The organism is Pseudomonas sp. RIT-562, assembly GCF_026241895.1.
GTDB classification, from domain to species: Bacteria; Pseudomonadota; Gammaproteobacteria; order Pseudomonadales; family Pseudomonadaceae; genus Aquipseudomonas; species Aquipseudomonas mandelii_F.
Genome location: NZ_JAPJIV010000004.1, coordinates 155,207 through 178,994 on the forward strand (window position 1 = coordinate 155,207; position 23,788 = coordinate 178,994).

A 23,788-nucleotide genomic window follows, 5' to 3' on the forward strand; every position below is an offset into this window, starting at 1 on the left:
AGCGTCGTCGGTATGAATTAGGACCGTGATAAACGCCAGGCAGTTCGCCGTTATACTCGCGCCTCTGTTTGGGAGCCAGCATGATTTCTTTACCGATCGATGAAGTTTTACCCGCCCTGCGTGAAGCCCTGGCTGCACGCCATGAAGCCGTGCTCGAAGCACCGCCCGGTGCGGGCAAGACGACTCGCGTGCCGCTGGCCTTGCTCAACGAGCCGTGGCTGGCCGGGCAGACCATCCTGATGCTCGAACCCCGGCGTCTGGCTGCGCGAGCGGCGGCGGAGCGCCTGGCCAGTGAGTTGGGCGAGAAGGTCGGGGAAACCGTGGGGTATCGGATTCGCCTGGACAGCAAGGTTGGCCCCAACACCCGCATCGAAGTCGTGACCGAGGGCATCCTCACTCGACGGCTGCAGGCTGATCCCTCCCTCGAAGGCGTGGGCCTGGTCATCTTCGATGAATTCCATCTTCGCAATCTGGATGCGGATTTGGCCTTGGCGCTGACGCTCAATGGTCGCGAGATGCTACGAGACGATGTCTCTCTTAAAGTATTGCTGATGTCCGCAACGCTGGAGGGAGAGCGGCTCTCTCGATTGCTCGACGATGCCCCCATTGTCACCAGCGAAGGCCGTATGTACCCGGTCACGACGATCTGGGGAGCTGCGTATCAATCGGGCGATTATCTTGATCAGCGCGTGGTGTCGACATGCCTGGATGCCCTGGAAGACCAAGGTGGCAGTCTCTTGGTGTTTCTCCCTGGGCAGGCCGAAATACGACGAGTACATCAGTCGCTGAAAGATCGCTTGGGTGATCGAGAAGACGTTCTGTTATGCCCTTTGCATGGGGAGCTCGAGCTGAGTGCACAACGCGCTGCGATCAACCCACCTCCCGCAGGAAAGCGAAAGGTAGTGCTGGCTACCAACATCGCTGAGACCAGCGTGACTATCGAAGGTGTTCGAGTAGTAATCGACTCGGGACTCGAGCGTGTGCCCAGGTTTGATCCGCGCAGCGGGATGACCAGATTGGACACACAGCGGATATCGAAAGCGAGCGCGACTCAACGAGCGGGGCGTGCGGGTCGCCTCGAGCCTGGTGTTTGTTATCGCCTGTGGTCAGAGTCCCAGCACGATCAATTGCCAGGCTACGCTACTCCAGAGGTACAGCAGGCCGACCTTGCTGGATTAGCTCTGCAGCTGTGCAGGTGGGGCGTGCAGCCCACTGATCTCAAATGGTTGGATGTCCCGCCTGCCGCTGCCTACTCCCAAGCTTGTGACCTTCTAGTTCGCTTGGGGGCTCTGGGTCAGGATTGGAAGCTCACGAAGCATGGGCAAGATATGGCGCAATTGCCTGCGCATCCGCGCATAGCCCATCTGCTTCTGCGAGGTCATGCTTTCGGCCTTGGACATCTTGCATGCGATATCGCCGCTCTACTGGGGGAACGTGATATCCAGCGTGGCGCCGGTGCGGATATCCACAGTCGCCTTGCAATCGTCTCTGGAGAGCAGCGTGCCGAGCGCTCCGGGCAAGGCGGTGCGCAACGTGCCAGGCAGCTTGCCAAGCAATACCGTTCTTATTTGCGCGACCCCATTGCCAATCCGGTGACTGATCCTGAGCACCCACGGTGGGTGGGAGCTCTTTTGGCCCTGGCATACCCCGACCGTGTCGCTCAACAACGTCGCCCTGGTGGTGCTGAGTACCGTCTCGCCAATGGCCGTGCGGCCATGTTTACCGAAAGCGATGTGCTGATGAAGCATTCATGGTTGGTGATCGCTGATCTCGGTAGTCGCCAGGGCCAACGTGAAGAGCGTATTTATTTGGCGGCGGACTTCGACGAGCAGCTGTTCAACTCCGTGCTCAAGGAGCAAGTCCGCCAGGTGGATGAGCTGGATTGGGATGAGCGGGGAGGTGTGCTTCGAGCGGAGCGGCAGTTGAAGGTCGGGGAGTTGGTGCTGTCCTCTGCCCCTCTGGCAAACCTTGATGAAGAGGCTCGCGTCCAGGCGTTGATCAATTACATCCGACGCAAGGGCATTGAACTCTTGCCTTGGACTCCAGAGTTGCGCCAGTGGCAAGCGCGTGTAGCGCTTTTGCGGGATCTGGATTTGGAGAAGGGGAGTACAAGTGATTGGCCAGACCTTCGTGACCAGGTGCTTGTGGAATCTCTAGGGGAGTGGCTTGCCCCCTACATCACGAAGGTAACCAGGCTCAGCCACTTTGGGCAGATCGATCTTTCATCAATTCTGCGCACTCTTTTACCCTGGCCTTTGCCGCAGCAACTGGAAGCGCAGGCGCCTCAGACGATCTCCGTGCCCTCCGGATCGAATATTCGAATCGACTACAGCGAGCGGCCTCCCGTATTGGCTGTGAGACTCCAAGAGTTGTTCGGCCTTGCAGACACACCGCGAATTGCCAACGGACGGCAGGTACTCAAGCTCCATTTGTTATCGCCAGCACGCCGTCCTGTGCAAGTCACCCAGGATTTAGCAAACTTCTGGAAATCGACGTATGACGAGGTCAAGAAAGACCTTAAAGGCAGATACCCCAAACATTTTTGGCCTGACGACCCTTTGATCGCGCAAGCTACCGCACGAGCCAAACCGAGAGGCACATAGCTGACCATTTACCGATTGCCGGCCCGACCTTGGCTTCGCAAGGCCGGGCCCTGATGAGCGCAGTTGGCTCAGCTGGATAAAACTACAACAACGATATCGGGTAGCTGATGAACAACCGGTTTTCGTCAAACTCATTGGTACTGAAGTTCTTGCGGATGCTCGAGTTTCGCCATTTGACGCTCAGGTTTTTCAAGGCCCCTGACTGCACTACATAGGCCAGCTCCGACTCACGACCCCATTCCTTGCCGTCGGTAACTGCCCCCGAGTGGACGTTATCGCCACTGATGTAGCGGTTCATCATTGTGAGACCCGGCACACCCACGGCTACGAAATTGAAGTCATGCCGAACCTGCCAGGAGCGTTCTTGCGCGTTGTCGAAACTGGAGTTGTAGCTGTCATTGGCCAGGGTGCCGCCACTGGCCCCGTTGACCCGCATCCAGGCGGTGTCTCCGGTCAGCTTCTGCAAGCCCACATAAAAGGTATTGCCGCCCAATTTGGCCGAGAACAGGCCGAAAGCGGTCTTGTTGTCCATATCGCCAGCGAGGGCGGCACCGTCTTCCTTGCCGGTGAAAAAGCCCATGTTGGCCCCCAGTAGCCAGTCACCCACCGGTTGACTGTGGTTGAGGCTGAAGTATTGCTGCTGGTAGATGTCCTTGAGCTCGTCATACCAGAGCCCGACGGTGGTGCGCTTGTCGTTGAAGCTGTATTCACCGCCGCCGAAATTGAAGCGGTCGGAAGTGAAGGCGGCTTTGCCGTTCATGGACATGTCTTCCATGCTGGCATCGTTGCGCGGGCTATTTTGTCTGATCTGGCCGCCGTACAGCGTCAGCCCGTTGATCTCCTGAGAGGTGATCTGTGCACCACGGAAAGTCTGCGGCAACGAGCGGCCGTCATCCGAGCGCAAGATTGGAAGTGTGCTGACCCACTCGCCCACCTTGACCACCGTTTTCGACACCTTGGCCTTGGCGGCAACGCCAAGCCGTCCGAAATTGTCGGCCGGACGCCCGTCATCATGGATAGGCAAAAGCTGAGTGCCGCCCGTGCCTTTGCCACCGTCGAGTTTCTGTGAATAAAGCCCCAGCACATCAACACCAAACCCTACGACTCCTGGGGTAAACCCGGAGCGGGCGTCAAGGATGAAGTTTTGCGTCCACTCTTCAGCCTTACCCTGAGGCGCGGCGCTGCTGGGGTAGGCGGGGTTGACGAAATTGCGGTTGATGTAAGCATTGCGCAGGTTCAGCGTGGCGCTGGCGCCCTCGATAAAACCGCTGTTTTCATCGGCCTGGACAGCGGCGATCTGTCCCGCACCGAGTGCCAGGGCCAGGCTTATCAGGGAGCGGCGTACGGGCACGTTGCAGTGAAAAAGAGTGGGGTACATGGAGGTGTTCTCGCAGTGGATTATTGTTTTTTTTGCATGCACTTATGCGGTCAGCACCTGAATGGCAGGCGCAGGCGGCCAGGGCAACAATCTGCCAAAGAGACCGCCGTATCAGAGGTAAGCGAGGAGATGCGTTAGTTGCCCATGGCCTTGCGGCGCAGCAGGTCATCAATGGCCCTGATAGCCAGGGGATAACCGTCGGCCCCCATGCCGCAAATCACGGAGTTGACCACGCCGGACATGATCGAGTGACGATGTAATTCATCCCGGGCGTGGATGTTCGACAGGTGTAGTTCGATCAGCGGTGTGGTCACTAGCTTCAGGGCATCAAGTACCGGAATCGAGTGAAACGAAAAGCCGGCCGGGTTGATGATCAGTGCGGCGCCTTGTTCAAAAACCTCCTGAATCCAGTCGACCATCACGCCTTCGTGGTTGGTCTGACGAAAGTCGCATACCAGATCAAGTTCACTGGCCAGCCTTTCACTGGTCTGGCGAATCTGATCGAGCGTGGTGTGGCCATAAATGTGCGGCTCTCGACGACCCAGCAGGTTCAAATTAGGGCCGTTGAGGATGAAGACAGTGCGGTTCATGGTCGTCCTGCTGCGTTATTTGGAGAGTATGGCGGTGGAAGTGGTATCAACGGTGTCTTGTGCGGCGACGGTATTCAGGTCAATACCTCGGGTTTCCGGGCCGATGACGATCATCGCCAGCGAGATCAGATTGATCACCGCGCACAGCGTCACCAGAGGCCACGGCGAGTTGTTCGACTGGGCCATCAGATAGACCGCGATCATTGGCATCGGGCCGCCAATCACCAGGTTGGCGCCGGTGTAGGCCAGTGCGGAACCCGAGTAACGAACCTGAGTTGGGAACGCCTCGGCGAATGCCACTGGTTGGATGCCGCTCTGGAATTGGGTGAAGCCCAGGAACAACCCCATGATTGCCATGATGGCGGGCACGTTCAGCGTGTTGAGGATCGGGAAATACACGAACAGGATCAGCAAGGTCATGCACGAACCCAGAGCCAGCGCTTTTTTGCGGCCCCAGCGATCCGCCAGGTAACCACCGGCCAACGCACCGAAAATCGCGCAGACGTTTGCCACCATCAGCGACATGAAACCCGTCTGCTGGCTAAAGCCCAGGTGCTTGGTCAGGTAGCTGAGGGAAAAGATCACGATCAGATAGAACAGCGCAGCCGGCGAGCAGAAGAACAGCATCAAGCGAAGGATGGTCTTGTAGTGGCTGCCGACCGCGGACTTGAGTGGGCTTTTTTCCTGCTTGATCGGGGTCTTTTTCAAGGCAACGAAAGCTGGGGTTTCATCGACTTTCAGGCGGATGAAGATCCCGACCACCACCAGTATGAAACTGAGGAGGAAGGGGATTCGCCAGCCAAAACTTTCAAACTGCTCACTGGATAATGTGGCTGCCAACCCCATCAGCACGCCGTTGGCCAGTATCTGGCTGAGCGGGGAGCACAGGCCCAGCATCCCCGAGTAGCGCCCACGGCGATCAGGGGCGGCGTGTTCCAATGCCATCAGTTGGGCGCCGGTGGACTCACCGCCCAGCGCGAAGCCTTGAACGATCCGCAGCAGCACCAGAAGTATCGGTGCCCAGACGCCGATCTGACCATAAGTTGGCAACAAGCCCATCAGTACCGACGCCAGACCCATCAGGGTCACGGTGGCCAGCATCAGGTTGCGCCGGCCCAGTTTGTCGCCGAGGTAACCACAGGTAATCGCGCCCAATGGGCGAGCGGCCAGACCAACTCCGAAGGTTGCAAGCGAGGCCAGCAGGCCGGCTGTTGGCTCCATCGCCGGGAAAAACAGCTTAGGCAAAATGGTTGCTGAAATCGCGCCATACAGCGTGAAGTCAAACCATTCCAGCGCGGTGCCAATAGTCGCGGCAGTCACCGCTTTGCGAGGCATGCGCGAATCATGAGTCTCGTGACTGATTGTGCTCATTGAGGTGCTCGTCGTTGTTTTTATGGTTATGGGTACTCACACGTTTCCGTTCAGGGCAAGGCCACTGGCAGGACGTGTCGAAGTAGGTAGACGTTAGCGCATCCTGCTTGCAGAATAATTATCGAAATTTGCACAAATGCATAAGCCAACCTTATGAGTACGCCTTATGGAACTGCGGCATCTGAAGGCCTTTGTCGTTGCGGCCGATCTCCAGCACTTCAGCAAGGCCGCCGAGCAGCTGGGCATTGCGCAACCCGCGCTCAGTCAATTGATGCGAACCCTTGAATCAGAGTTAGGCCTGGCACTGTTCAGGCGCGAAAACCGTGGCGTGGCATTGACCGCTGCCGGCTTGGCGTTTCTGCCCCACGCCAGGCAATCCATTGAGTCTAGCGAACTGGCGATTGCGGCTGCGCGGCGTGCCAGGAGGGGCGAAGTCGGCGAAATCAACATCGGCTACCACTCGGCATTGTTCGAGGCCAATTTGCCGCAATTGCTGCGGCACTACTTCAGTACTTTTCCCGAAGTCAAAGTATCGCTGGTCGATGCGGGTATTCGTGCGCAGTTTGAAATGTTGCTCGATCACAAGCTGGATCTAGCATTTGCAAGGGTGTTCAAGGATCACCTTCCTGACCGCTTACGCACCCATCATTTCAGTCAGTCGAATCTCGTCCTGCTCATGCCAGACAACCATGAACTGGCAGAACGCTTTACCGGGGAATTGGCTAGCCTGCGGCACGAGAAGTTCGTCTTTTTGCAGGACAGTGCTGGTATCGGCTTGACCTCGCACACACTTCAGGCCTGCCGACAGAATCAACTGCATCCCGATAACATCATGTATGTGCCGTCGTTGATGAGCATCCCGGGACTGGTCGCAGCAGGCATTGGCTTAAGTATCGTGCCGGAAACGATGACCCGATTGATGATGCCAGGTGTGCGGATAATCCCGTTGGCTCAGCCGGAAATGGTCAGTGAGCTTTCGCTGATTTCGCGCATTGATGAACGTTCCAGTGCGGTGCTTCACTTTATTGAAGAGGCTCACGGTTGGGGTTGAAGCCCACTCCTACACGGGGTGGGCATTACCGGTGAGTTGCTCACGGCAATAATCGGCAAACAACTGCGCCGGCTTGGTCAGCTGCCCGCGCTTCAACCACGCCGCCACCAGCCCGGACCCGGTCACGTCCTCGACGATGTCCACGCACACCACCTTCTTGCCGTCATAAGTGCATTCCGAATGCGGCCGGGTCACCAGGATCGAGAAGCCGAATCCTTGACCGACCATGCCCCGCACCATCTCGATCGATGGAGAGCTGAAAGCGATGTGTGGCGTCAGGCCGAGCTCTTCAAACAGGCTGACGAAGTAAGTCCGGCTGGGCTGCACGTCCAGCAGGATCATCGGCTCCAGGCACAGGTCGCGCAGTGACACCTGCTTGAGTCGGGCGAAGCGATGATCCTCGGGTAGCAATGCATAGGGCCGTTGCGCCGGCATCAGCGGTTCGGTCTGGATGGTCGCGTCGAGGTCGTGTTCGTACAGGATCGCCAGGTCGAAAGCACCCGAGGTCAGGCCCTGCACCAGCTCCTGTTGCTCGCCGTCGCGAATGCGAATTTTCACCCCTGGATACAGCGCCGAGAAGCCGGCTATCAGCTGCGGCAGATACAGCGGTGCGACGGTTTCAAAGCAGCCGATATCGATCTGCCCGGCCACCACGTCGTTATCGGCCAAGGCGTTCTGTTCGAACTCCTTGGCCATGCGCAGCAGCTCTTGGGCTTTGCGATAAAAACGCGCACCGCTGGGCGTCAACGACACGCCCTGGGCGTGATGACGAATCAGCAGCTGCACGCCGAAGCTGTCTTCCAGCCCTTTGATCGCCGTGGAAATGGCCGGCTGGGCGATGTACAGCTTGCGTGAAGCTTCGGCGACGCTGCCGCATTCGACGGTAGTGATGAAGTATTTCAGTTGACGCAAATTGTACGCAGCCACGGCAAACCTCGAATTGGATGAGCTAGACATCCAGGCAATTTTTGCGCCGACTGCTTCCGTTCTGACGACGGTGTTGTTGTGCCTGAACAATAACCACATAGCGCGCGACCGGGGAGACGGGCTGCCCAGTTTTTTCATGGTCTGCGAAGACATTTTTACTATTTTTCCTCGACACGGGCCTGGGCCAACATCCAAAGCACAAGAAAAGCCCATGGAGCATCTGAACGTGTTCGAGCTTGCAGATTGGCAAAAAAAAGCCGCCGCACTGGCGTTTCCCCACCAGGCGCTGATCGACGGCAAACGCTGTTCGGCGCAGTCGGGCCAGACCTTCGCCGCGATCAATCCCGCCACTGGCGAGCATCTGGCCGACGTAGCCGCGTGCGGCACAGCGGATGTGGATGCGGCGGTGCGAAATGCACGGCACACCTTCGAGGCTGGAACCTGGTCGGGGCGTTCGCCCCAGGAACGCAAGCAAGTGCTGCTGCGCCTGGCCGATCTGCTCATGACCCATCGCGAAGAACTGGCGCTGCTGGATTCGCTGAACATGGGCAAACCGGTGATGGACGCCTACAACATTGATGTGCCGGGCGCGGCCGGGGTGTTCCGCTGGTACGCCGAAAGCCTCGACAAGCTTTACGACCAGGTCGCCCCAGGTGCGCAAAACGTATTGGCGACCATCACTCGCGAAGCCTTGGGCGTAGTCGCTGCCGTGGTGCCGTGGAACTTCCCGCTGGACATGGCGGCGTGGAAACTTGCGCCGGCCCTGGCCGCAGGCAATTCGCTGATCCTCAAACCCGCCGAACAATCGCCGTTTTCCGCGTTGCGTCTGGCCGAGCTCGCGCTGGAAGCCGGCCTCCCCGCAGGCGTGTTGAATGTGCTGCCGGGCCTCGGTGAGCAGACCGGTAAAGCCCTGGGTTTGCACCCGGATGTCGATTGCCTGGTGTTTACCGGCTCTACGCAAGTCGGCAAATATTTCATGCAGTATTCCGCGCAATCGAACCTCAAGCAGGTGTGGCTGGAATGCGGCGGGAAAAGCGCGAACCTGGTGTTCGCCGACTGCCAGGACCTTGACCTGGCTGCCGAAAAGGCCGCCTTCGGGATCTTCTTCAACCAGGGCGAAGTGTGCTCTGCCAACTCGCGGCTGCTGGTACAACGTTCGATCCATGACGAGTTCGTCGAGCGCCTGAAGATCCAGGCAGAGCACTGGCTACCAGGCGATCCGCTGGACCCGTCGAGCGCCGCCGGGGCCATTGTCGACAGCCGGCAGACCGCGCGCATCATGCAGTTCATCGAGCAGGCCGGGCGCCAGGGCGCGACCAGGGTCTGTGGTGGCCGCCAGTCGATGTTCAACGGCAGCGACAACTTCATCCAGCCGACGATTTTCACCAACGTCAGCCCGGACATGGCGCTGTTTCGTGATGAAGTGTTCGGCCCGGTGCTGGCGGTCAGCGCATTCGACGATGAGGCACACGCCTTGCAACTGGCCAACGACAGCGTCTACGGCCTGGCAGCCTCGCTATGGACCGACGACCTCAACCGCGCCCACCGCGTGGCGCGTAAATTGCGCGCGGGCACGGTGTCGGTCAACTGCGTGGATGCACTGGACGTGAGCGTGCCTTTCGGTGGCGGCAAACAATCCGGATTCGGCCGTGACCTGTCGCTGCACTCATTCGATAAATACACCCAGTTGAAGACCACCTGGTTTCAACTGCGCTCATAACAGCCGCTCATAAGAAAACGGAGAACTGGCGATGACCACCCCACGTGAAACCCGCGACTACCAGGCCGCCGACGCTGCGCACCACATTCACGCATTCGTTGACCAGAAGGCGCTGAACGACGAAGGCCCGCGGGTGATGGTCCGTGGCGAACGCCTGCATCTGTGGGACAACGACGGTCGGCGTTACCTCGATGGCATGTCCGGATTGTGGTGCACCAACCTCGGGTATGGACGCAAAGACCTGGCAGCCGCCGCATCCCGTCAGCTTGAGCAATTGCCGTACTACAACATGTTCTTCCACACCACCCACCCGCAGGTGATCGAACTGTCCGAGTTGCTGTTCAGCCTTCTGCCCGGGCACTACAGCCATGCGATCTACACCAACTCCGGCTCCGAAGCCAACGAGGTGCTGATCCGCACCGTGCGCCGTTACTGGCAGGTGCTCGGCAAACCCGAGAAGAAAATCATGATCGGCCGCTGGAACGGCTATCACGGTTCTACCCTGGCGGCGACGGCGCTGGGCGGGATGAAATTCATGCACGAAATGGGCGGCATGCTGCCGGACATCGAGCACATCGATGAACCGTATTTCTTCGCCCACGAAGGCAACCTGACCCCGGCGGAATTCGGCCTGCGAGCGGCGCAGCAACTGGAAGCGAAGATCCTTCAACTCGGGGCGGATAAGGTCGCGGGCTTTATCGCCGAACCGTTCCAAGGCGCGGGCGGAATGATCTTCCCACCAGAAAGCTACTGGCCAGAGATTCAGCGGATCTGCCGCAAGTACGACGTACTTTTGTGTGCGGACGAAGTAATCGGTGGCTTCGGCCGCACTGGCGAATGGTTCGCCCACGAGCACTTCGGCTTTCAGCCGGACACGCTGTCGATCGCCAAGGGTTTGACCTCGGGTTACATCCCCATGGGCGGTTTGATCCTGTCGAAAAAAATGGCCCAGGTGCTGGTGGAGCAGGGCGGAGTGTTTGCCCACGGCCTGACTTATTCCGGGCACCCGGTGGCGGCCGCTGTGGCGATCGCCAACCTCAAGGCGCTGCGCGATGAGGGAGTGGTGGCGCGGGTCAAGGACGACATCGGCCCGTACCTGCAACAGTGTTTGCGCGAGGTGTTCGGCAATCATCCGCTGGTGGGGGATATCCAGGGTGTGGGTATGGTGGCGGCGTTGCAACTGGCCGAGGACAAGAGCAGTCGCAAGCGCTTTGCCAACGAGAACGACATTGCTTGGCGTTGCCGCACGATTGGCTTTGAGGAGGGCGTGATCATTCGCTCGACACTGGGCCGGATGATCATGGCGCCGGCGTTGATTGCCAGTCGCGAAGAGGTGGATGAGCTGGTGGGCAAAACCCTGAAAGCCGTCGATCGCACGGCGCAGGAATACGGCGTGCTCTGATAATTCCTGAAGGTCCTGCGGACCTTATCGCGAGCAAGCTTTGCTCCCACAGAGTTGTGTTGGCCACATTTTGAATGACCAGCACCAATTCTGTGGGAGCAAAGCTTGCTCGCGATGGCGGCTGCCCACCAACACCCGTCTAGCTTTGCACCCATCTCGAACACCTCCGCCAACACCGCTCCCCAACAGTGCGCGCTACCCAGTTTTTTCTTCGCTCCCACCCACATATTTGCTGATTTTCCTTATCCCCACCTTGGGCCAACATCGACCTCGCCATTCAGCTGAACGGTGAAGGGCCGACAGAGCCCCGCGCTGCACCGCTTCGACGTACTGCCCATCACAAAACTAAATCAACAGCTTTGGGAGTGCTCCATGATCAAGTCCTTGCTTACACATCTCGCCCAGCCCCTGGCAATCACTGCCATCGCTGCAACGGTCGCTACCGGCGCCCAGGCCGGAACGCTGTCCATCGGTCACACCACCTGGGTGGGTTACGGCACGCTCTATCTGGCCCGGGACCTGGGCTACTTCAAGGAAAATGGCCTGACGGTCGAATTGCCCGTCGTCGAGGAAGCCTCGATGTACATGGCCGCGCAGGCCTCCGGAGAGTTGTCCGGCTCGGCTTCGACCATCGACGAAGTACTCAAGTACCGCCCGCAATTCTGCTTCAAGGCGGTTGCCGCCCTGGATGACAGTCATGGCGGTGATGGCGTGCTGGTGGGCAAGGACGTCAAGAGCCTGCAGGAGCTCAAAGGCCAGGCAGTGGCGGTGAACGAAGGTTCGACGTCGCAGTTCTGGCTGTCCTACCTGCTGAAAAAACACGGCATGAGCATGAGCGACATCACCGTGCAAAACATGACCGCCGATGACGCTGCCACCGCATTCATTGCCGGGCGCGTACCCGCCGCCGTGACCTGGGAACCGCACCTGTCGATGGTGCGTGACAAGCAGCAGGGCAAGGTTCTGATCGACAGCAGCAGTACCCCAGGCGTCATCGTCGACGTAGTGGCGCTCAACTGCTCGGTGATCGAAAAGCAACCCGAAGACGTCAAGGCACTGGTCGCCGGGTTATACAAAGCCGTGCAGTACACCAAGGATCATCCGGAAGAAGCCTACAAGATCATGGCCAAAGGACTTGGCGGTTACCTGGCCGACCCCAAGGAATTGGCCGCCGCTGCGCAAGGTGTGCGCTTCTACGACCAGGCCATGAGCGAAAAACTGCTCGGCACCCTGGGCAAGCCGGGCGACAGCGCGCCGCTGATCAAGCTCGCCAACGAGACGGCCAGCGAACTGCAGGGCAAACCCTACAACGTCAGCAATGACGACCTGGTCGACAATCGCTTCGTCACCCCGCTCTAGGAGGTTGCCATGTTGAAGCGCAATTCATGGCTGAGCCGCTGCATCACGCCCAAGACCGGCCTGCCGGTGCCGCTGATCTGGAGCGCCAGCGGCCTGGCGTGGCTGTTGCTGGTCGGCCTGTGGGCCGGCTTGTCCTACGGTGGCGTGGTGCCGGGAATGTTCCTGCCGACGCCGGGTGCGGTGGTCGAGGCCGCCGTGCGCCTGGGCCGCGACGGCACCTTGGGCCTGCATGTCTGGGCCAGCTTGGAAGTAGTCATGGTCGGCTTCGTCATTTCCTCGCTGGTGGCCGTGCCGCTCGGCTTGTTGATGGGCAGCTTCCGGATCGTCCAGGCGTTCCTCGAGCCAATGGTCAACTTCATTCGCTACCTGCCAGTGACCTCGTTCGTGCCGCTGTTCATCCTGTGGATCGGTATCGGCCTGGAGCAGCGGGTGTCGGTGATCATCTTCGGGGTGTTCTTCCAGCAGCTGGTGATGATTGCGGACGTCTCCAAAGGCATCTCCAAAGACCTGATCAACGCGTCCTACACCCTGGGTTCAAATCGTCGTGATGCGGTACTGCACGTGATCGCCCCGGCGTCGTTGCCAGGCGTGCTCGACACCCTGCGCGTGACCATGGGCTGGGCCTGGACTTACCTGGTAGTGGCTGAGCTGGTCGCGGCATCCAGTGGCCTGGGCTACCTGAGCCTCAAGGCCATGCGCGGGTTCCAGGTCGACGTGATCTTCCTGGCCATCGCGATCATCGGCCTGCTGGGCCTGATAACCGATCAACTGTTTCGCTTCCTTCGCCTGAGGATCACCGCATGGGCTCAGTAACCGCAGTCAATCCGCGCCTGGCAATGCCCCATTCCACCCCGGCACATGCCGCGCCGCGCCTGCAGGTCGACCAGGTCAGCCTGCGGTACCAGAAGCCTGATGGCGGGGTATTTACCGCCCTGGACAAGGTGTCCTTTGAAGTCCCGGACCAACAGTTTGCCGTACTGGTGGGGCCTTCAGGTTGTGGCAAGTCGAGCCTGTTGTACCTCACGGCCGGCCTGAATGAGCCCACTGAAGGCGAGATCTACGTTGGCGGTCAACAGGTCCAGGGGCCTGGTGCGGATCGCGGGATGGTGTTCCAGAGCTACACGTTATTCCCGTGGCTGACCGTGCGACAGAACGTCGAATTCGGTCTCAAGCGCCGGGGCATGGCGGCGGCGCAACGCAAGGAAATCGTTGATCACTACGTCAATGAAGTCGGCCTGGCCGGCTTTGCCGACAACTACGCCAAGCAGCTTTCCGGCGGCATGATGCAACGGGTAGCGATTGCCCGGGCACTGGCCAATGACCCGCAAATCCTGCTGATGGACGAACCCTTCGGCGCCCTCGACAGCCAGACTCGCCTGCAGATGCAGCAGCTGTTGTTGCGGGTCTGGGGTAACAGTAAAAAGACCGTGCTGTTTGTCACGCACGATATTGATGAGGCGATTCTGTTGGGTGACCGGGTCTACGTGATGGGCGCTCGACCGGGGCGGATCAAGCAGATTCTGGATGTGCCAATCGAGCGGCCACGGCACCTGGACATGGTGATGGAGCGGTCATTCATCGAGATGAAGCGCGAGATTTTCGGGTTGTTGCATGACGATCTGGAGGAGGGTTAAGGCGCGGCTGGCAACAGGAACCGTGCAATCACCGGCAAATGGTCGGAGATGCGCAACGTATCGTCCTGCCGCACCATCGCCTCCACGCGTTTGATCCGCGGGCTATAGAACAGGTAATCGACTGTGCGATCCGGCCCGTTCAGGCCCGGGTCATTCGGGTAGTGCGTCAACCAGAGTGCCCGGTCGGCCCCGCTGGCTTCATTGTTGGTAGGGATCATCGGGTACTTGTCCCACAGCAGGTGCAGGGCGCTGTCGGCGGAGTAGGGGCTGCGTTGTTCATTGGGCAGGCGCTGGAATTGACCCAGGGGCAGCAGGTTGAAATCACCGCCGATCAGCCACGGCGTGCCGCGGCCTTCGTAACGGTCGAGCACCTTGCCGACGGCGGTGACCTGATTCTGCAAGGTTTCGTCGGGCTGGGTGGCGCGGTCCAGGTGAGTGTTGAGCACGGCGATCTGACCGCCGTCGCTGAGCGGCAGATAACTCACCAGCAAGGCGTTTTTCGGCTTGAACTGGCGGCTGATGAAATTGGCCGGCGGGAGCGGCAGTTGCAGGCGCTCGGCGTGCTTGATCTGGTAGCGGCTCAGGGTCGCGAGTTGGCGGCCGACGCTGCCGAAGATATGCGCATCGGGCACAAACTCGGCTTTCCAGTCGAAGGCGTGGGCGCTGCAGGGGTACAAATCGGCAAGCCGTTCCTGAAGGAGTTTGAGCTGGTTCTGGTAATCGCTGGCTTTGGCGCCGTCATCCAGCTCTTGCAACAACACGACATCCGGCAGCTCGTCGCGGATCACCCGTGCCACCTCATCGAGGCTGAACGCCATGTCTTCCGGGGTCGGACTCTCGTCTTCACCCTGGGCCAGGTCGTCCCAGAACACATAGCGTTTGCCCGCCAGGTACTGAACGTTCCAGGTCATCACCTTCAGCGCCTGCCCCGGCACCAGCGTGGGGGCCTGGGTGTTGCAGCTGACCGGCAACACTTCCTTGGCATCGGGGCGCCAGGTCAGGTTGTAGATCAGGGCGACCAGGCCGATCAACAGCAGCAGGCCCAGCAGGGTGTAGCGCAGTAGACGGGTCATGGCTCGACTGTTATCGCGTTACAAGAGATGCACCCGAGCATAACCGAGCGCAGGACGTAATCCCAAGGCTGTCCTTCAATTACTGTCGCCCCGCCCAATGTAGGAGGCGGGGTGTCAAGCAGAGGGCCCGTCGATTTTTTCCGGCACATCGGCGATCAACATGAACAACCGGAACAGCACCACGCTGGTGAACAGTTGCAGAAAACTGTGGGCGCTGTCGATCAGCAATGAAATCACCGGGTTTTGCGGCTCGGGATAGACCGCCAGGGTCGCGCCCTTGAGAATCCACAAGGGCCCCATCACACACAGGATGCACACCAGAATGCGCAGGAAATGGCCGCGGGTCAGGCGCAGGCTTTCCTTCATGGCGGCCAGCGGTGCCAGGCCGCGCAGCACCAACAGGTACTCGCCGAACGCCAGGGTCACCATCAGCCAGATACCCGGCAGGAAATACAGCGACAGGCCAAGCAGGATCAACAAGGTGTTTAGTGCAGTCAGCAGCGCAAAACGCGGCCACAAGGTTGCGGCCATTGCCAGCAGGTCGCGGGTGCGCGGTGATTCACCGCGACTGCGTGCGTCGAGAAACAGGATCAGGGCGGCGGTGTACAGCGGGTAGATCAACAGGCCGACGATTACGCTGATGCCAGGGAAACTGTCCGGCTCGGTGGAGTGGTCGACCACTTGCTGCAGCAGCGCCTCGAAAATCACCAACGGCAGGCACAGCTGCACGATCTGGCCCAGATTACGCTTGAAGAAATACAGAGAGTCACGCAGCACATCGAAGGAATTCATCAGTCGGTATCGCAGGTCGAAAGCAGTCGCCCACTTTAACCGATGATGCCCTGGGCGGCGCAAACGTAAACGTTCGGTAAAGGGCATTGAAACATCCTGCATCAGCCTCCATTACGGTCAGGACCCCATCCGCTGCGGATGAGGACGATGAAATCCCCGGCAATCTACGAGGTCGCCATGAACAGCGAAGAACAAACCCTGATCGATGGCCTGTTTTCCCGGCTGCAACAGGCCGAAGCGCAATCGGCCCCGCGTGACGCCCAGGCTGAGGCGCGGATCAAGGAACACCTGGTGCGCCAGCCTGCGGCGGGCTATTACATGACCCAGTCGATTCTGGTCCAGGAGGCAGCGATCAAGAGCCTCGACCAGCAGAACAAGGACCTGGCCCAGCAGGTGCAGCAATTGCAGGCTGAACTGCAGTCGGCCAAGGCACAGACTTCGGCGCCGGCCAGCGGTGGCTTTTTGTCGAGCATCTTTGGCGGCGCTCCCCGTGATCCGCAGCCGACCCAATCGGCACCTGCCACCAGTGGTGGCGGTTGGCGCGAACCGGCCAGGCCGTCCTTCAATGCGCAACCGTCGCGGCAGAACTTTGGTGCGGCACCGCCCCAACAGAATTTTGGCGCACAGCAACCTGCTGGCAACAGTTTCCTCGGTGGAGCCCTGAAAACAGCGGCGGGTGTGGCCGGCGGCGTGATGCTGGCGCAGGGTATCAGCAGCCTGTTCAACCACAACCAGCAGCCTGAAGTGGTGGAAGTGATCAAGGAAGAACCGGCTCAGGTCAACGACCAGGGCGATAGTGGCAATGGCTGGGGTGAAGACCAGCGCGTGGCAGACAATAACGACCAGGGCGGCTTCTCTGACGCCGACTACAGTGACGACAGCTCGTCGTTCTTCGGCGACGACGACTCTTTCGTCTGACCTCGGTGGCAAGGGAGCTGGCTCGCGCGGGATTGCGAGCCTGCTCCCGCCACATGGCCGATTATTCGCGGATTACGCCTGCAGGCTGGCATACTGGGCCACTTTTCGGGCCTGCTGCCCGATCCAGCCCGCGCCTTTGTGCGCGAACGAGGATGCCCGGTGAAAAAAATCGCAGTGTTCGCCGATGTCCAGAACCTCTACTACACCGTGCGTCAGGCCTATGGTTGCCACTTCAACTACGCCGCGTTGTGGGCTGATATCAGCAAGCAGGGCGAGATCGTCGAAGCCTATGCCTACGCCATCGATCGTGGCGACAGCAAGCAGCAGCAGTTTCAGCAGATTCTGCGCAACCTGGGCTTCACGGTGAAGCTCAAGCCTTACATCCAGCGCAGCGACGGCTCGGCCAAGGGTGACTGGGACGTGGGCATCACGCTGGACATCATGGACGCTGCCGATCACGTCGATGAAGTGGTGCTGGCGTCCGGTGACGGTGACTTCGATATGTTGCTGGAGCGCATCATCAGCAAGCATGGCGTGCAAGCGGTGGCTTATGGCGTACCGGGGCTGACCGCCAATTCGCTGATCCGCGCCGCCAGCCGCTACGTGCCGATTGAAGGCGCGTTGCTGCTCAAGAATTGATCTTTACGGAGTTGAACCAGGTTTGGAACGCATAGCAGTCATCGACTTTGAAACCACCGGGATCTCCCCAAGCAGCAGCTGCCGGGCCACGGAAATCGCCGTGGTGATCCTTGAGCAGGGGCGCATCGTCGAGCGTTACCAGAGCCTGATGAACGCCGGTGTGCGAGTGCCGCCCTTCATCGAACAACTGACTGGCATCAGCAACGCCATGTTGCGCACGGCGCCGCCAGCGGAAAAGGTCATGAACGAGGTCAACGAGTTCGTCGGCATCACCCCCTTGCTGGCGCACAACGCCGCGTTCGACCAGAAGTTCTGGGACTTCGAACTGGGACGCATCAAGCGCACCCGTCTGCAGAACTTCGCCTGCTCGCTGTTGCTGGCTCGGCGCCTGATGCCTGCGGCGCCCAATCATAAACTCGGTACGCTCACCACTTTCGCCCAACTTCCGCACACCGGCCAGGCTCACCGCGCCATGGCCGACGCCGAGATGGCCGCCAACCTGACAGCGCACCTGGCCCAGGAACTGCGGCAAAAGCATGGTTTGCGGGAGTTGTCCCATGATTTGCTGGTGAGCTTGCAGAAAGTGCCGGCGGCGAAGATCAACGAGCACCTCAAGCGTCATCGCGGGTTCTAAAAACACTGCGGATTTCCCTGTGCATTTCGAAAGTGTACCGGCGGTAAAATCCGCTTTTGTAACTTATTTTTACCTGTTCGCCTTTCTAGAATGGCTGTTCTTCTGTCCTGCCCGCGAGCTTCCCATGCCTGGCCCACGTCGCTTTCCTCTGCCGTTAATCGCCGCCTTTTTCGCGCTGTACGTGATCTGGGGCTCGACTTACCTGGTGATTCGCATCGGCGTGGAATACTGGCCGCCGCTTCTGCTGGCGGGGATTCGCTTTGTCATTGCCGGCACGCTGATGTACGCGTTCCTGCGCTGGCGCGGGGCGCCGGCCCCGACCTGGGCGCAATGGAAAGCCGCGGGGATCATCGGGATTTTGCTACTGACCTGCGGTAATGGCGCAGTCAGTGTCGCCGAGCACACCGGAGTCGCCTCCGGCGTGGCGGCCCTGGCGGTGGCGACGGTGCCGTTGTTTACCTTGCTGTGTGGGTATTTCTGGGGCGCGCGCAACACTCGTCTCGAGTGGGCCGGGATCGTGCTCGGGCTGATCGGCATCGCCATGTTGAATCTGGGCTCCAACCTGCAATCGAGCCCGCTGGGCGCTGCCTTGCTGATCTTCGCGGCGGCGGCCTGGGCCTTTGGCTCGGTGTGGAGCAAGCATCTGCCATTGCCTCAGGGGGCGATGGCCAGCGCCGTGGAAATGCTCGTCGGCGGAGTGGCGCTATTGATCGGCAGTGCAATCAGCGGTGAACACCTCGACAGCATGCCGCCAATCGAAGGCTGGGCGGCATTGGCCTACCTGACCTTCTTTGGCTCGATCATCGCTTTCAACGCCTACATGTATCTGTTGAAAAATGTCCGTCCGGCCGCCGCCACCAGTTACGCCTACGTCAACCCGGCAGTCGCGGTGCTGCTGGGGATCGTGTTTGTTGGCGAGACCATCGGAATTGAAGAGGCGCTGGCGATGGCTGTCATTATCAGTGCGGTGGTCTTGATTGGCTTGCCGCAGTGGCGGCGCGCGCCGGTTAAAGCCTCTGTAGCGGCGCCGAAAGAATCCCGAGTGAATTAGGGTAAACTGCGCGGCATTGCACACTCGTTTTGCACAACCGCGCTGAATTTTCCTACGGTAATCCCATGACTTTCGCCACCCTTGGCCTGATCGAACCCTTGCTGCGCTCTCTTGAGACGCTCGGCTACCAGACCCCGACGCCGGTTCAGGCGCAAGCCATTCCGGCGGTGCTGGCTGGTCGCGACCTGATGGCTGCAGCCCAGACCGGCACTGGTAAAACTGCCGGTTTCGCCTTGCCGCTCCTGCAACTGCTCGCCATGGAAGGGCCGAAAGTCACCGCCAACTCGGTACGCGCGCTGATCCTGGTGCCGACCCGCGAGCTGGCGGAGCAGGTTCACGAGGCCGTGCGCCAGTACGCCGAAAACCTGCCGTTGAGCACTTATGCCGTGTACGGCGGCGTCAGCATCAACCCGCAGATGATGAAGCTGCGCAAAGGCGTGGACCTGCTGGTCGCGACTCCAGGTCGTTTGCTTGACCTGTTCCGCCAGAACGCGCTCAAGTTCAACCAGCTGCAAACCCTGGTGCTGGACGAGGCGGATCGCATGCTCGACCTCGGATTCTCCGAGGAGCTGGGCAATATCTATAAAGCGTTACCCAAGAAGCGCCAGACTCTGCTGTTCTCCGCGACTTTTTCGGACGCGATCCGCACCCTGGCCGGGCAAATGCTCAACGACCCGCTGAGCATCGAAGTCAGCCCGCGCAACGTGGCCGCCAACACGGTCAAGCAGTGGGTGGTGACGGTCGACAAAAAGCGCAAAGCCGAGCTGTTCATTCATTTGCTGCGCAAGGGCAAGTGGAAACAGGTGCTGGTGTTTGCCAAGACCCGTAATGGCGTGGACGCGCTGGTGGAAAAACTCCAGGGCCTGGGCGTCAATGCCGATGGTATCCACGGCGACAAACCGCAAGCGACTCGCCAGCGTGCGCTGGACCGGTTCAAGGCCAGCGAAGTGCAGATCCTGGTCGCCACCGACGTGGCGGCCCGTGGCCTGGACATCGAAGACCTGCCGCTGGTAGTCAACTTCGACCTGCCAATCGTGGCTGAGGACTACATTCACCGCATCGGGCGTACTGGCCGTGCGGGTGCGACGGGGCAGGCAATTTCCCTGGTGTGCGCCGATGAAGTGAATTTGCTCTCGGCCATCGAGACGTTGACGCGCCAGACGCTGCCTCGGCAGATCGAACATGATTTCGAGCCTGAGCATCGGGTACCGGACACCGACGCCAGCGGCCAGGTGGTGAAGAAGCCGAAAAAACCGAAGAAGCCAAAGACTTCCGGCGGCGGCAAACGCAATCTGGGCAAGTGGGTCGAGAGCGGCGAAGCATCGGCGCCGGAGCCTTCGATCAAGCCTGTGCGCAAGGTGCCGGTGTTTAACACCGGGCCGCGCAAGAAGAAGCCATAACGAGTGCGGCGTTAATCAAGCCGCCATCGCGAGCAGGCTCACTCCTACATTGACCGCGTTTTTTCTGAAAGAACTCGGTCGAATGTGGGAGTGAGCCTGCTCGCGATGGGCGCACCTCGGTATTCAATCCTCGCGCTGCAGCCACTCCACCATCCCCAACCCCGCCGCGCGGCCGCTGGCGAAACACGCGGTCAGCAGATAGCCGCCCGTCGGCGCCTCCCAGTCCAGCATCTCACCCGCGCAAAATACCCCGGGCAGTTGCTTGAGCATCAGCCGCTCATCCATCGCTTCAAACCGCACGCCACCCGCGCTGCTGATGGCCTCGTCCAGCGGGCGGGTTTTAACCAGGGTCAACGGCAATGCCTTGATCGCCTGGGCCAGTCGCGCAGTGTCGGCGAAACCCGCTGCGTCAACCAACTCTCGCAGCAGCGCCGCTTTCACTCCATCGATCCCCAGCTGACAGTGCAGATGCTTGGACATGGAGCGCGAGCCGCGGGGTTTATCCAGTGCCGCGCGGACTTTATCCACAGGTCGCCCCGGCAGCAGGTCGATATGCACAGTGGCCGTTCCGTGCTGATTGATGGCCTGGCGAATGCTCGCTGAGAGGGCATAGATCAGGCTGCCTTCAATTCCGGTCGCGGTGATCACGCATTCGCCCAGGCGCGGCACGTCGTCGTTCAGGCCGATGGCGATGTTTTTCAGCGGTGCACCGGCGAACTTACTCACCATCAGATCGCTCCAGGCCTGCACCTCGAACCCGCAATTGCTCGGTTGCAACGGCGCCAGTTGTACTCCGCACTGCTCAAGGGGCAACATCCAGGCGCCATCTGAGCCGAGCCGCGACCAACTGCCACCGCCCAGGGCCAGCAGTGTGGCGTCAGGCCTGATGGTTGTTTCGCCGTCGGGACTGGCAATGCGCAATGCGCCATCAGCAGTCCAGCCAAGCCAGCGGTGGCGGGTGTGGATAACTACGCCAGCCTCGCGCAGGCGCTTGAGCCAGGCACGCAGCAGCGGGGCGGCTTTCATGTCGGTGGGGAACACGCGGCCGGAACTGCCGACAAAGGTTTCGATGCCCAGGTCATGAATCCACTGGCACAGCGCGTCGGCGCCAAAAGCGCGCAGCAGTGGCGCGATCTGCGGGGCGCGTTCTGCGTAGCGCGCAAGGAAGGCCGGATAGGCTTCGGAATGGGTGATGTTCATGCCCCCAACCCCCGCCAGCAGGAATTTGCGCCCCACTGATGGCATGCCGTCGTACAGGTCGACCTTGATCCCGGCCCGGCCCAACACTTCAGCGGCCATCAGGCCGGCGGGGCCGCCACCGATGACGGTGACTTGTGGGGGGAGGGCGGTGGCGGACTGGGTCATGGATTGCGCTGCGGCTGGCGGATTGAAGCCGGGCATTCTACCAGCCTGCATCCCCTGTAGGAGTGAGCCTGCTCGCGATTGCAATTCTCCAGTCAAATTCAAGGTGACAGTTAGACGGCTATCGCGAGCAGGCTCACTCCTACAGGGGGGGCTGGCTGGGCTTGAAAGCTGATCAAAAAACAACCAGTGCTTTGCAGGCTACAGCCTGTATGGGCTGCAGGGCCTTTCACTCAGGTTATCCACAGGCAGTTCCACAGGCATTGTGGGTAAAGGCTCACAACTCAGTGACACCCTGATGACTGCCAGACCCGCTGGGCGCTGTGATGCAAGATCCCATGGCGCCGCGCCAGGGCCTTGCGGTCTTTGCTGTAGCCACCACCAATCACCCCGACCACAGGAATGTCCCGGCCCAGGCAGTGGCGCATTACGCTCTCGTCTCGGGCGGCGACGCCTTCATCGGTCAGCTTGAGATAGCCGAGGGCGTCGTCCTTGTGCACATCGACCCCGGCGTCATACAGCACCAGGTCCGGCTGGTAGAGCGGCAACAGGTAGTTGAGCGCATCGTCCACGACCTTCAGGTATGCGGAGTCGCCCATGCCCATTGGCAATGGAATGTCCCAGTCACTTTCGGCTTTGCGTGCAGGAAAATTCTTTTCGCAGTGCAGGGAAACAGTCACGGCGTCCGGGGTGTTGTGCAGGATTCGAGCAGTACCGTCGCCTTGGTGCACGTCGCAGTCGAAGATCAGTATTCGATTCACCCGACCGCTTTCCAGCAGATAACGACTGATGACCGCCAGGTCGTTGAAAATGCAGAACCCGGCTGGATAATCGTAATGCGCATGGTGGGTGCCGCCTGCCAGGTGGCAGGCAAGGCCGTGTTCCAGTGCCTGCTCCGCCGCCAGCAACGAACCGCCGACCGCCCGCACGGTGCGTCGAGCCAGGGCTTCGCTCCAGGGCAGGCCGAGGCGGCGCTGGTCTTCGCGGGACAACTCGCCGCCCATGTAGCGCTCGATATACCCAGGGTCATGTGCCAGGGCGAGAATCTCCGCCGGGCACAGTTGCGGGCGCAACAGGTCGGCGTCTCGCGTCAGACCGCTATCCACCAAGTGATCGCGCAGCAGGCGGAACTTGTCCATGGGGAAGCGGTGCTCCGCCGGGAAGTCGGGACTGTAGTCGTCGTGGTAGATCAGCGGCAGCGGCATGGCAGTTTTATCTGGAAGGAACGCAGGAAAGAATCAGGGATCCTACCAGCGATCTAGACTTGCGACATGGAAAGGGGGAGCACGATGGAGCCGATACTGGAACTCGAGAGCGCGCGACTGTTGTTGCGACAATGGAGCGACGCGGATTTGCCTGAGTTTGCCGCCATGTGCGCCGATCCGCAGGTCATGCGGTATTTTCCAGCGCCGTTGAGCCGCCTGGAAAGCGCTTCGCTGATCGGGCGCATTCGCGGCCACTTCGCCGAGCACGGGTTTGGCCTGTGGGCGCTGGAGCGCAAGGATACCGGAGCGTTTATCGGTTTTACCGGGCTGAGCGTGGTGAGTTTCGACGCGCCTTTTACCCCGGCGGTGGAAATCGGCTGGCGCCTGGCCCGTGAACATTGGGGGCTGGGTTATGCCAGTGAAGCGGCCTGGACCGCTCTGCGCTGCGGCTTTGATCGCCTTGGGCTGAACGAAGTAGTGGCGTTTACCGCGCAAGCCAATCTGCCGTCGGAGAAAGTCATGCAGGCCATCGGAATGCACCATGATTCAGCCGATGACTTCGATCACCCCAAGCTCGCCGCCGGGGATCCGCTGCGGCACCAAGTGTTATATCGAATCAGCCGTGAACAATGGCTGCAAACCCTGCATGGCTAAGCCGGCGCGGACGTTTACAATGGCT

Annotated in this window: 21 protein-coding genes; 13 read left to right on the forward strand and 8 right to left on the reverse strand. The window is 60.2% G+C overall.

Translation table 11 applies throughout. From position 1 onward, the window contains the following. Window positions 1-80 precede the first annotated feature (80 nt). Window positions 81-2,603, forward strand: a complete 2,523-nt coding sequence (gene hrpB / locus ORL50_RS07705) for an ATP-dependent helicase HrpB (RefSeq protein ID WP_266011805.1) — start codon at window positions 81-83, stop codon at window positions 2,601-2,603. A gap of 82 nt (window positions 2,604-2,685) precedes the next feature. Here hrpB and ORL50_RS07710 read toward each other — a convergent pair whose 3' ends face one another. The 3 genes from ORL50_RS07710 to ORL50_RS07720 form a co-directional block, all read right to left on the reverse strand. Next, on the reverse strand, window positions 2,686-3,981 hold the full coding sequence (locus ORL50_RS07710; protein ID WP_266011807.1) for an OprD family porin: 1,296 nt from the start codon (window positions 3,979-3,981) through the stop codon (window positions 2,686-2,688). A 134-nt stretch (window positions 3,982-4,115) separates the two neighbouring features. After that, on the reverse strand, window positions 4,116-4,571 hold the full coding sequence (locus ORL50_RS07715; RefSeq protein ID WP_266011809.1) for a type II 3-dehydroquinate dehydratase: 456 nt from the start codon (window positions 4,569-4,571) through the stop codon (window positions 4,116-4,118). A 15-nt stretch (window positions 4,572-4,586) separates the two neighbouring features. Continuing rightward, the gene (locus ORL50_RS07720) at window positions 4,587-5,942 is read right to left on the reverse strand and encodes an MFS transporter (protein ID WP_266011811.1); all 1,356 of its coding nucleotides are present in this window, start codon (window positions 5,940-5,942) and stop codon (window positions 4,587-4,589) included. A 166-nt stretch (window positions 5,943-6,108) separates the two neighbouring features. Between ORL50_RS07720 and ORL50_RS07725 the strand changes: the two genes are divergently transcribed. Next, a complete protein-coding gene (locus ORL50_RS07725; RefSeq protein ID WP_266011813.1) occupies window positions 6,109-6,993 on the forward strand; it encodes a LysR family transcriptional regulator in 885 nt (294 codons plus the stop codon). A 9-nt stretch (window positions 6,994-7,002) separates the two neighbouring features. Here the strand turns inward: ORL50_RS07725 and ORL50_RS07730 are convergent, their stop codons facing one another. Then, window positions 7,003-7,920, reverse strand: a complete 918-nt coding sequence (locus ORL50_RS07730) for a LysR substrate-binding domain-containing protein (RefSeq protein ID WP_266011815.1) — start codon at window positions 7,918-7,920, stop codon at window positions 7,003-7,005. Between the two features lie 226 nt (window positions 7,921-8,146). On the opposite strand from ORL50_RS07730, the gene ORL50_RS07735 reads away from it, so the two are divergent. The 5 genes from ORL50_RS07735 to ORL50_RS07755 all read left to right on the forward strand — a co-directional run bounded on the left by ORL50_RS07735 (window position 8,147) and on the right by ORL50_RS07755 (window position 14,035). After that, window positions 8,147-9,640, forward strand: coding sequence for an aldehyde dehydrogenase (locus tag ORL50_RS07735; RefSeq protein ID WP_266012548.1), 1,494 nt, complete (start codon window positions 8,147-8,149; stop codon window positions 9,638-9,640). A gap of 31 nt (window positions 9,641-9,671) precedes the next feature. Next, complete coding sequence (locus ORL50_RS07740) at window positions 9,672-11,042, forward strand: aspartate aminotransferase family protein (protein WP_266011817.1); 1,371 nt, start codon at window positions 9,672-9,674, stop codon at window positions 11,040-11,042. A gap of 372 nt (window positions 11,043-11,414) precedes the next feature. Beyond that, window positions 11,415-12,401 carry an ABC transporter substrate-binding protein gene (locus ORL50_RS07745; protein WP_266011819.1) on the forward strand — a complete coding sequence of 329 codons (987 nt, stop codon included), beginning with the start codon at window positions 11,415-11,417 and terminating at the stop codon, window positions 12,399-12,401. A gap of 9 nt (window positions 12,402-12,410) precedes the next feature. Continuing rightward, entirely contained in the window at window positions 12,411-13,214 is an 804-nt protein-coding gene (locus ORL50_RS07750) for an ABC transporter permease (protein ID WP_266011821.1), read from the forward strand. Then, on the forward strand, window positions 13,202-14,035 hold the full coding sequence (locus tag ORL50_RS07755) for an ABC transporter ATP-binding protein (RefSeq protein ID WP_266011823.1): 834 nt from the start codon (window positions 13,202-13,204) through the stop codon (window positions 14,033-14,035). The genes ORL50_RS07750 and ORL50_RS07755 overlap by 13 nt, the downstream gene beginning before the upstream one ends. Here ORL50_RS07755 and ORL50_RS07760 read toward each other — a convergent pair. Both ORL50_RS07760 and ORL50_RS07765 read right to left on the reverse strand, forming a co-directional pair. Then, a complete protein-coding gene (locus ORL50_RS07760) occupies window positions 14,032-15,108 on the reverse strand; it encodes an endonuclease/exonuclease/phosphatase family protein (protein ID WP_266011825.1) in 1,077 nt (358 codons plus the stop codon). The genes ORL50_RS07755 and ORL50_RS07760 overlap by 4 nt on opposite strands. 114 nt (window positions 15,109-15,222) lie before the next feature. After that, window positions 15,223-15,900, reverse strand: coding sequence for a YciC family protein (locus ORL50_RS07765; RefSeq protein WP_266011827.1), 678 nt, complete (start codon window positions 15,898-15,900; stop codon window positions 15,223-15,225). A gap of 177 nt (window positions 15,901-16,077) precedes the next feature. Between ORL50_RS07765 and ORL50_RS07770 the strand changes: the two genes are divergently transcribed. The 5 genes from ORL50_RS07770 (at window position 16,078) to rhlE1 (ending at window position 20,542) form a co-directional block, all read left to right on the forward strand. Continuing rightward, window positions 16,078-16,818, forward strand: a complete 741-nt coding sequence (locus ORL50_RS07770) for a DUF2076 domain-containing protein (RefSeq protein ID WP_266012551.1) — start codon at window positions 16,078-16,080, stop codon at window positions 16,816-16,818. 159 nt (window positions 16,819-16,977) lie between these two features. Then, a complete protein-coding gene (locus ORL50_RS07775) occupies window positions 16,978-17,457 on the forward strand; it encodes a LabA-like NYN domain-containing protein (RefSeq protein WP_007946629.1) in 480 nt (159 codons plus the stop codon). Between the two features lie 22 nt (window positions 17,458-17,479). Next, on the forward strand, window positions 17,480-18,091 hold the full coding sequence (locus tag ORL50_RS07780; protein ID WP_266011835.1) for a 3'-5' exonuclease: 612 nt from the start codon (window positions 17,480-17,482) through the stop codon (window positions 18,089-18,091). 124 nt (window positions 18,092-18,215) lie between these two features. Beyond that, on the forward strand, window positions 18,216-19,142 hold the full coding sequence (gene yedA, locus ORL50_RS07785; protein ID WP_266011837.1) for a drug/metabolite exporter YedA: 927 nt from the start codon (window positions 18,216-18,218) through the stop codon (window positions 19,140-19,142). 65 nt (window positions 19,143-19,207) lie between these two features. After that, the gene (rhlE1, locus tag ORL50_RS07790) at window positions 19,208-20,542 is read left to right on the forward strand and encodes an RNA helicase RhlE1 (RefSeq protein WP_266011839.1); all 1,335 of its coding nucleotides are present in this window, start codon (window positions 19,208-19,210) and stop codon (window positions 20,540-20,542) included. A gap of 123 nt (window positions 20,543-20,665) precedes the next feature. On the opposite strand, the gene ORL50_RS07795 is transcribed toward rhlE1, so the two are convergent. Together ORL50_RS07795 and ORL50_RS07800 are read right to left on the reverse strand one after the other, a co-directional pair. After that, on the reverse strand, window positions 20,666-21,907 hold the full coding sequence (locus ORL50_RS07795; RefSeq protein WP_266012554.1) for a TIGR03862 family flavoprotein: 1,242 nt from the start codon (window positions 21,905-21,907) through the stop codon (window positions 20,666-20,668). Between the two features lie 281 nt (window positions 21,908-22,188). Continuing rightward, a complete protein-coding gene (locus tag ORL50_RS07800) occupies window positions 22,189-23,109 on the reverse strand; it encodes a histone deacetylase family protein (RefSeq protein ID WP_266011841.1) in 921 nt (306 codons plus the stop codon). Window positions 23,110-23,193: 84 nt separating this feature from the next. On the opposite strand from ORL50_RS07800, the gene ORL50_RS07805 reads away from it, so the two are divergent. After that, on the forward strand, window positions 23,194-23,763 hold the full coding sequence (locus ORL50_RS07805) for a GNAT family N-acetyltransferase (protein WP_266011843.1): 570 nt from the start codon (window positions 23,194-23,196) through the stop codon (window positions 23,761-23,763). Window positions 23,764-23,788: the final 25 nt, after the last annotated feature.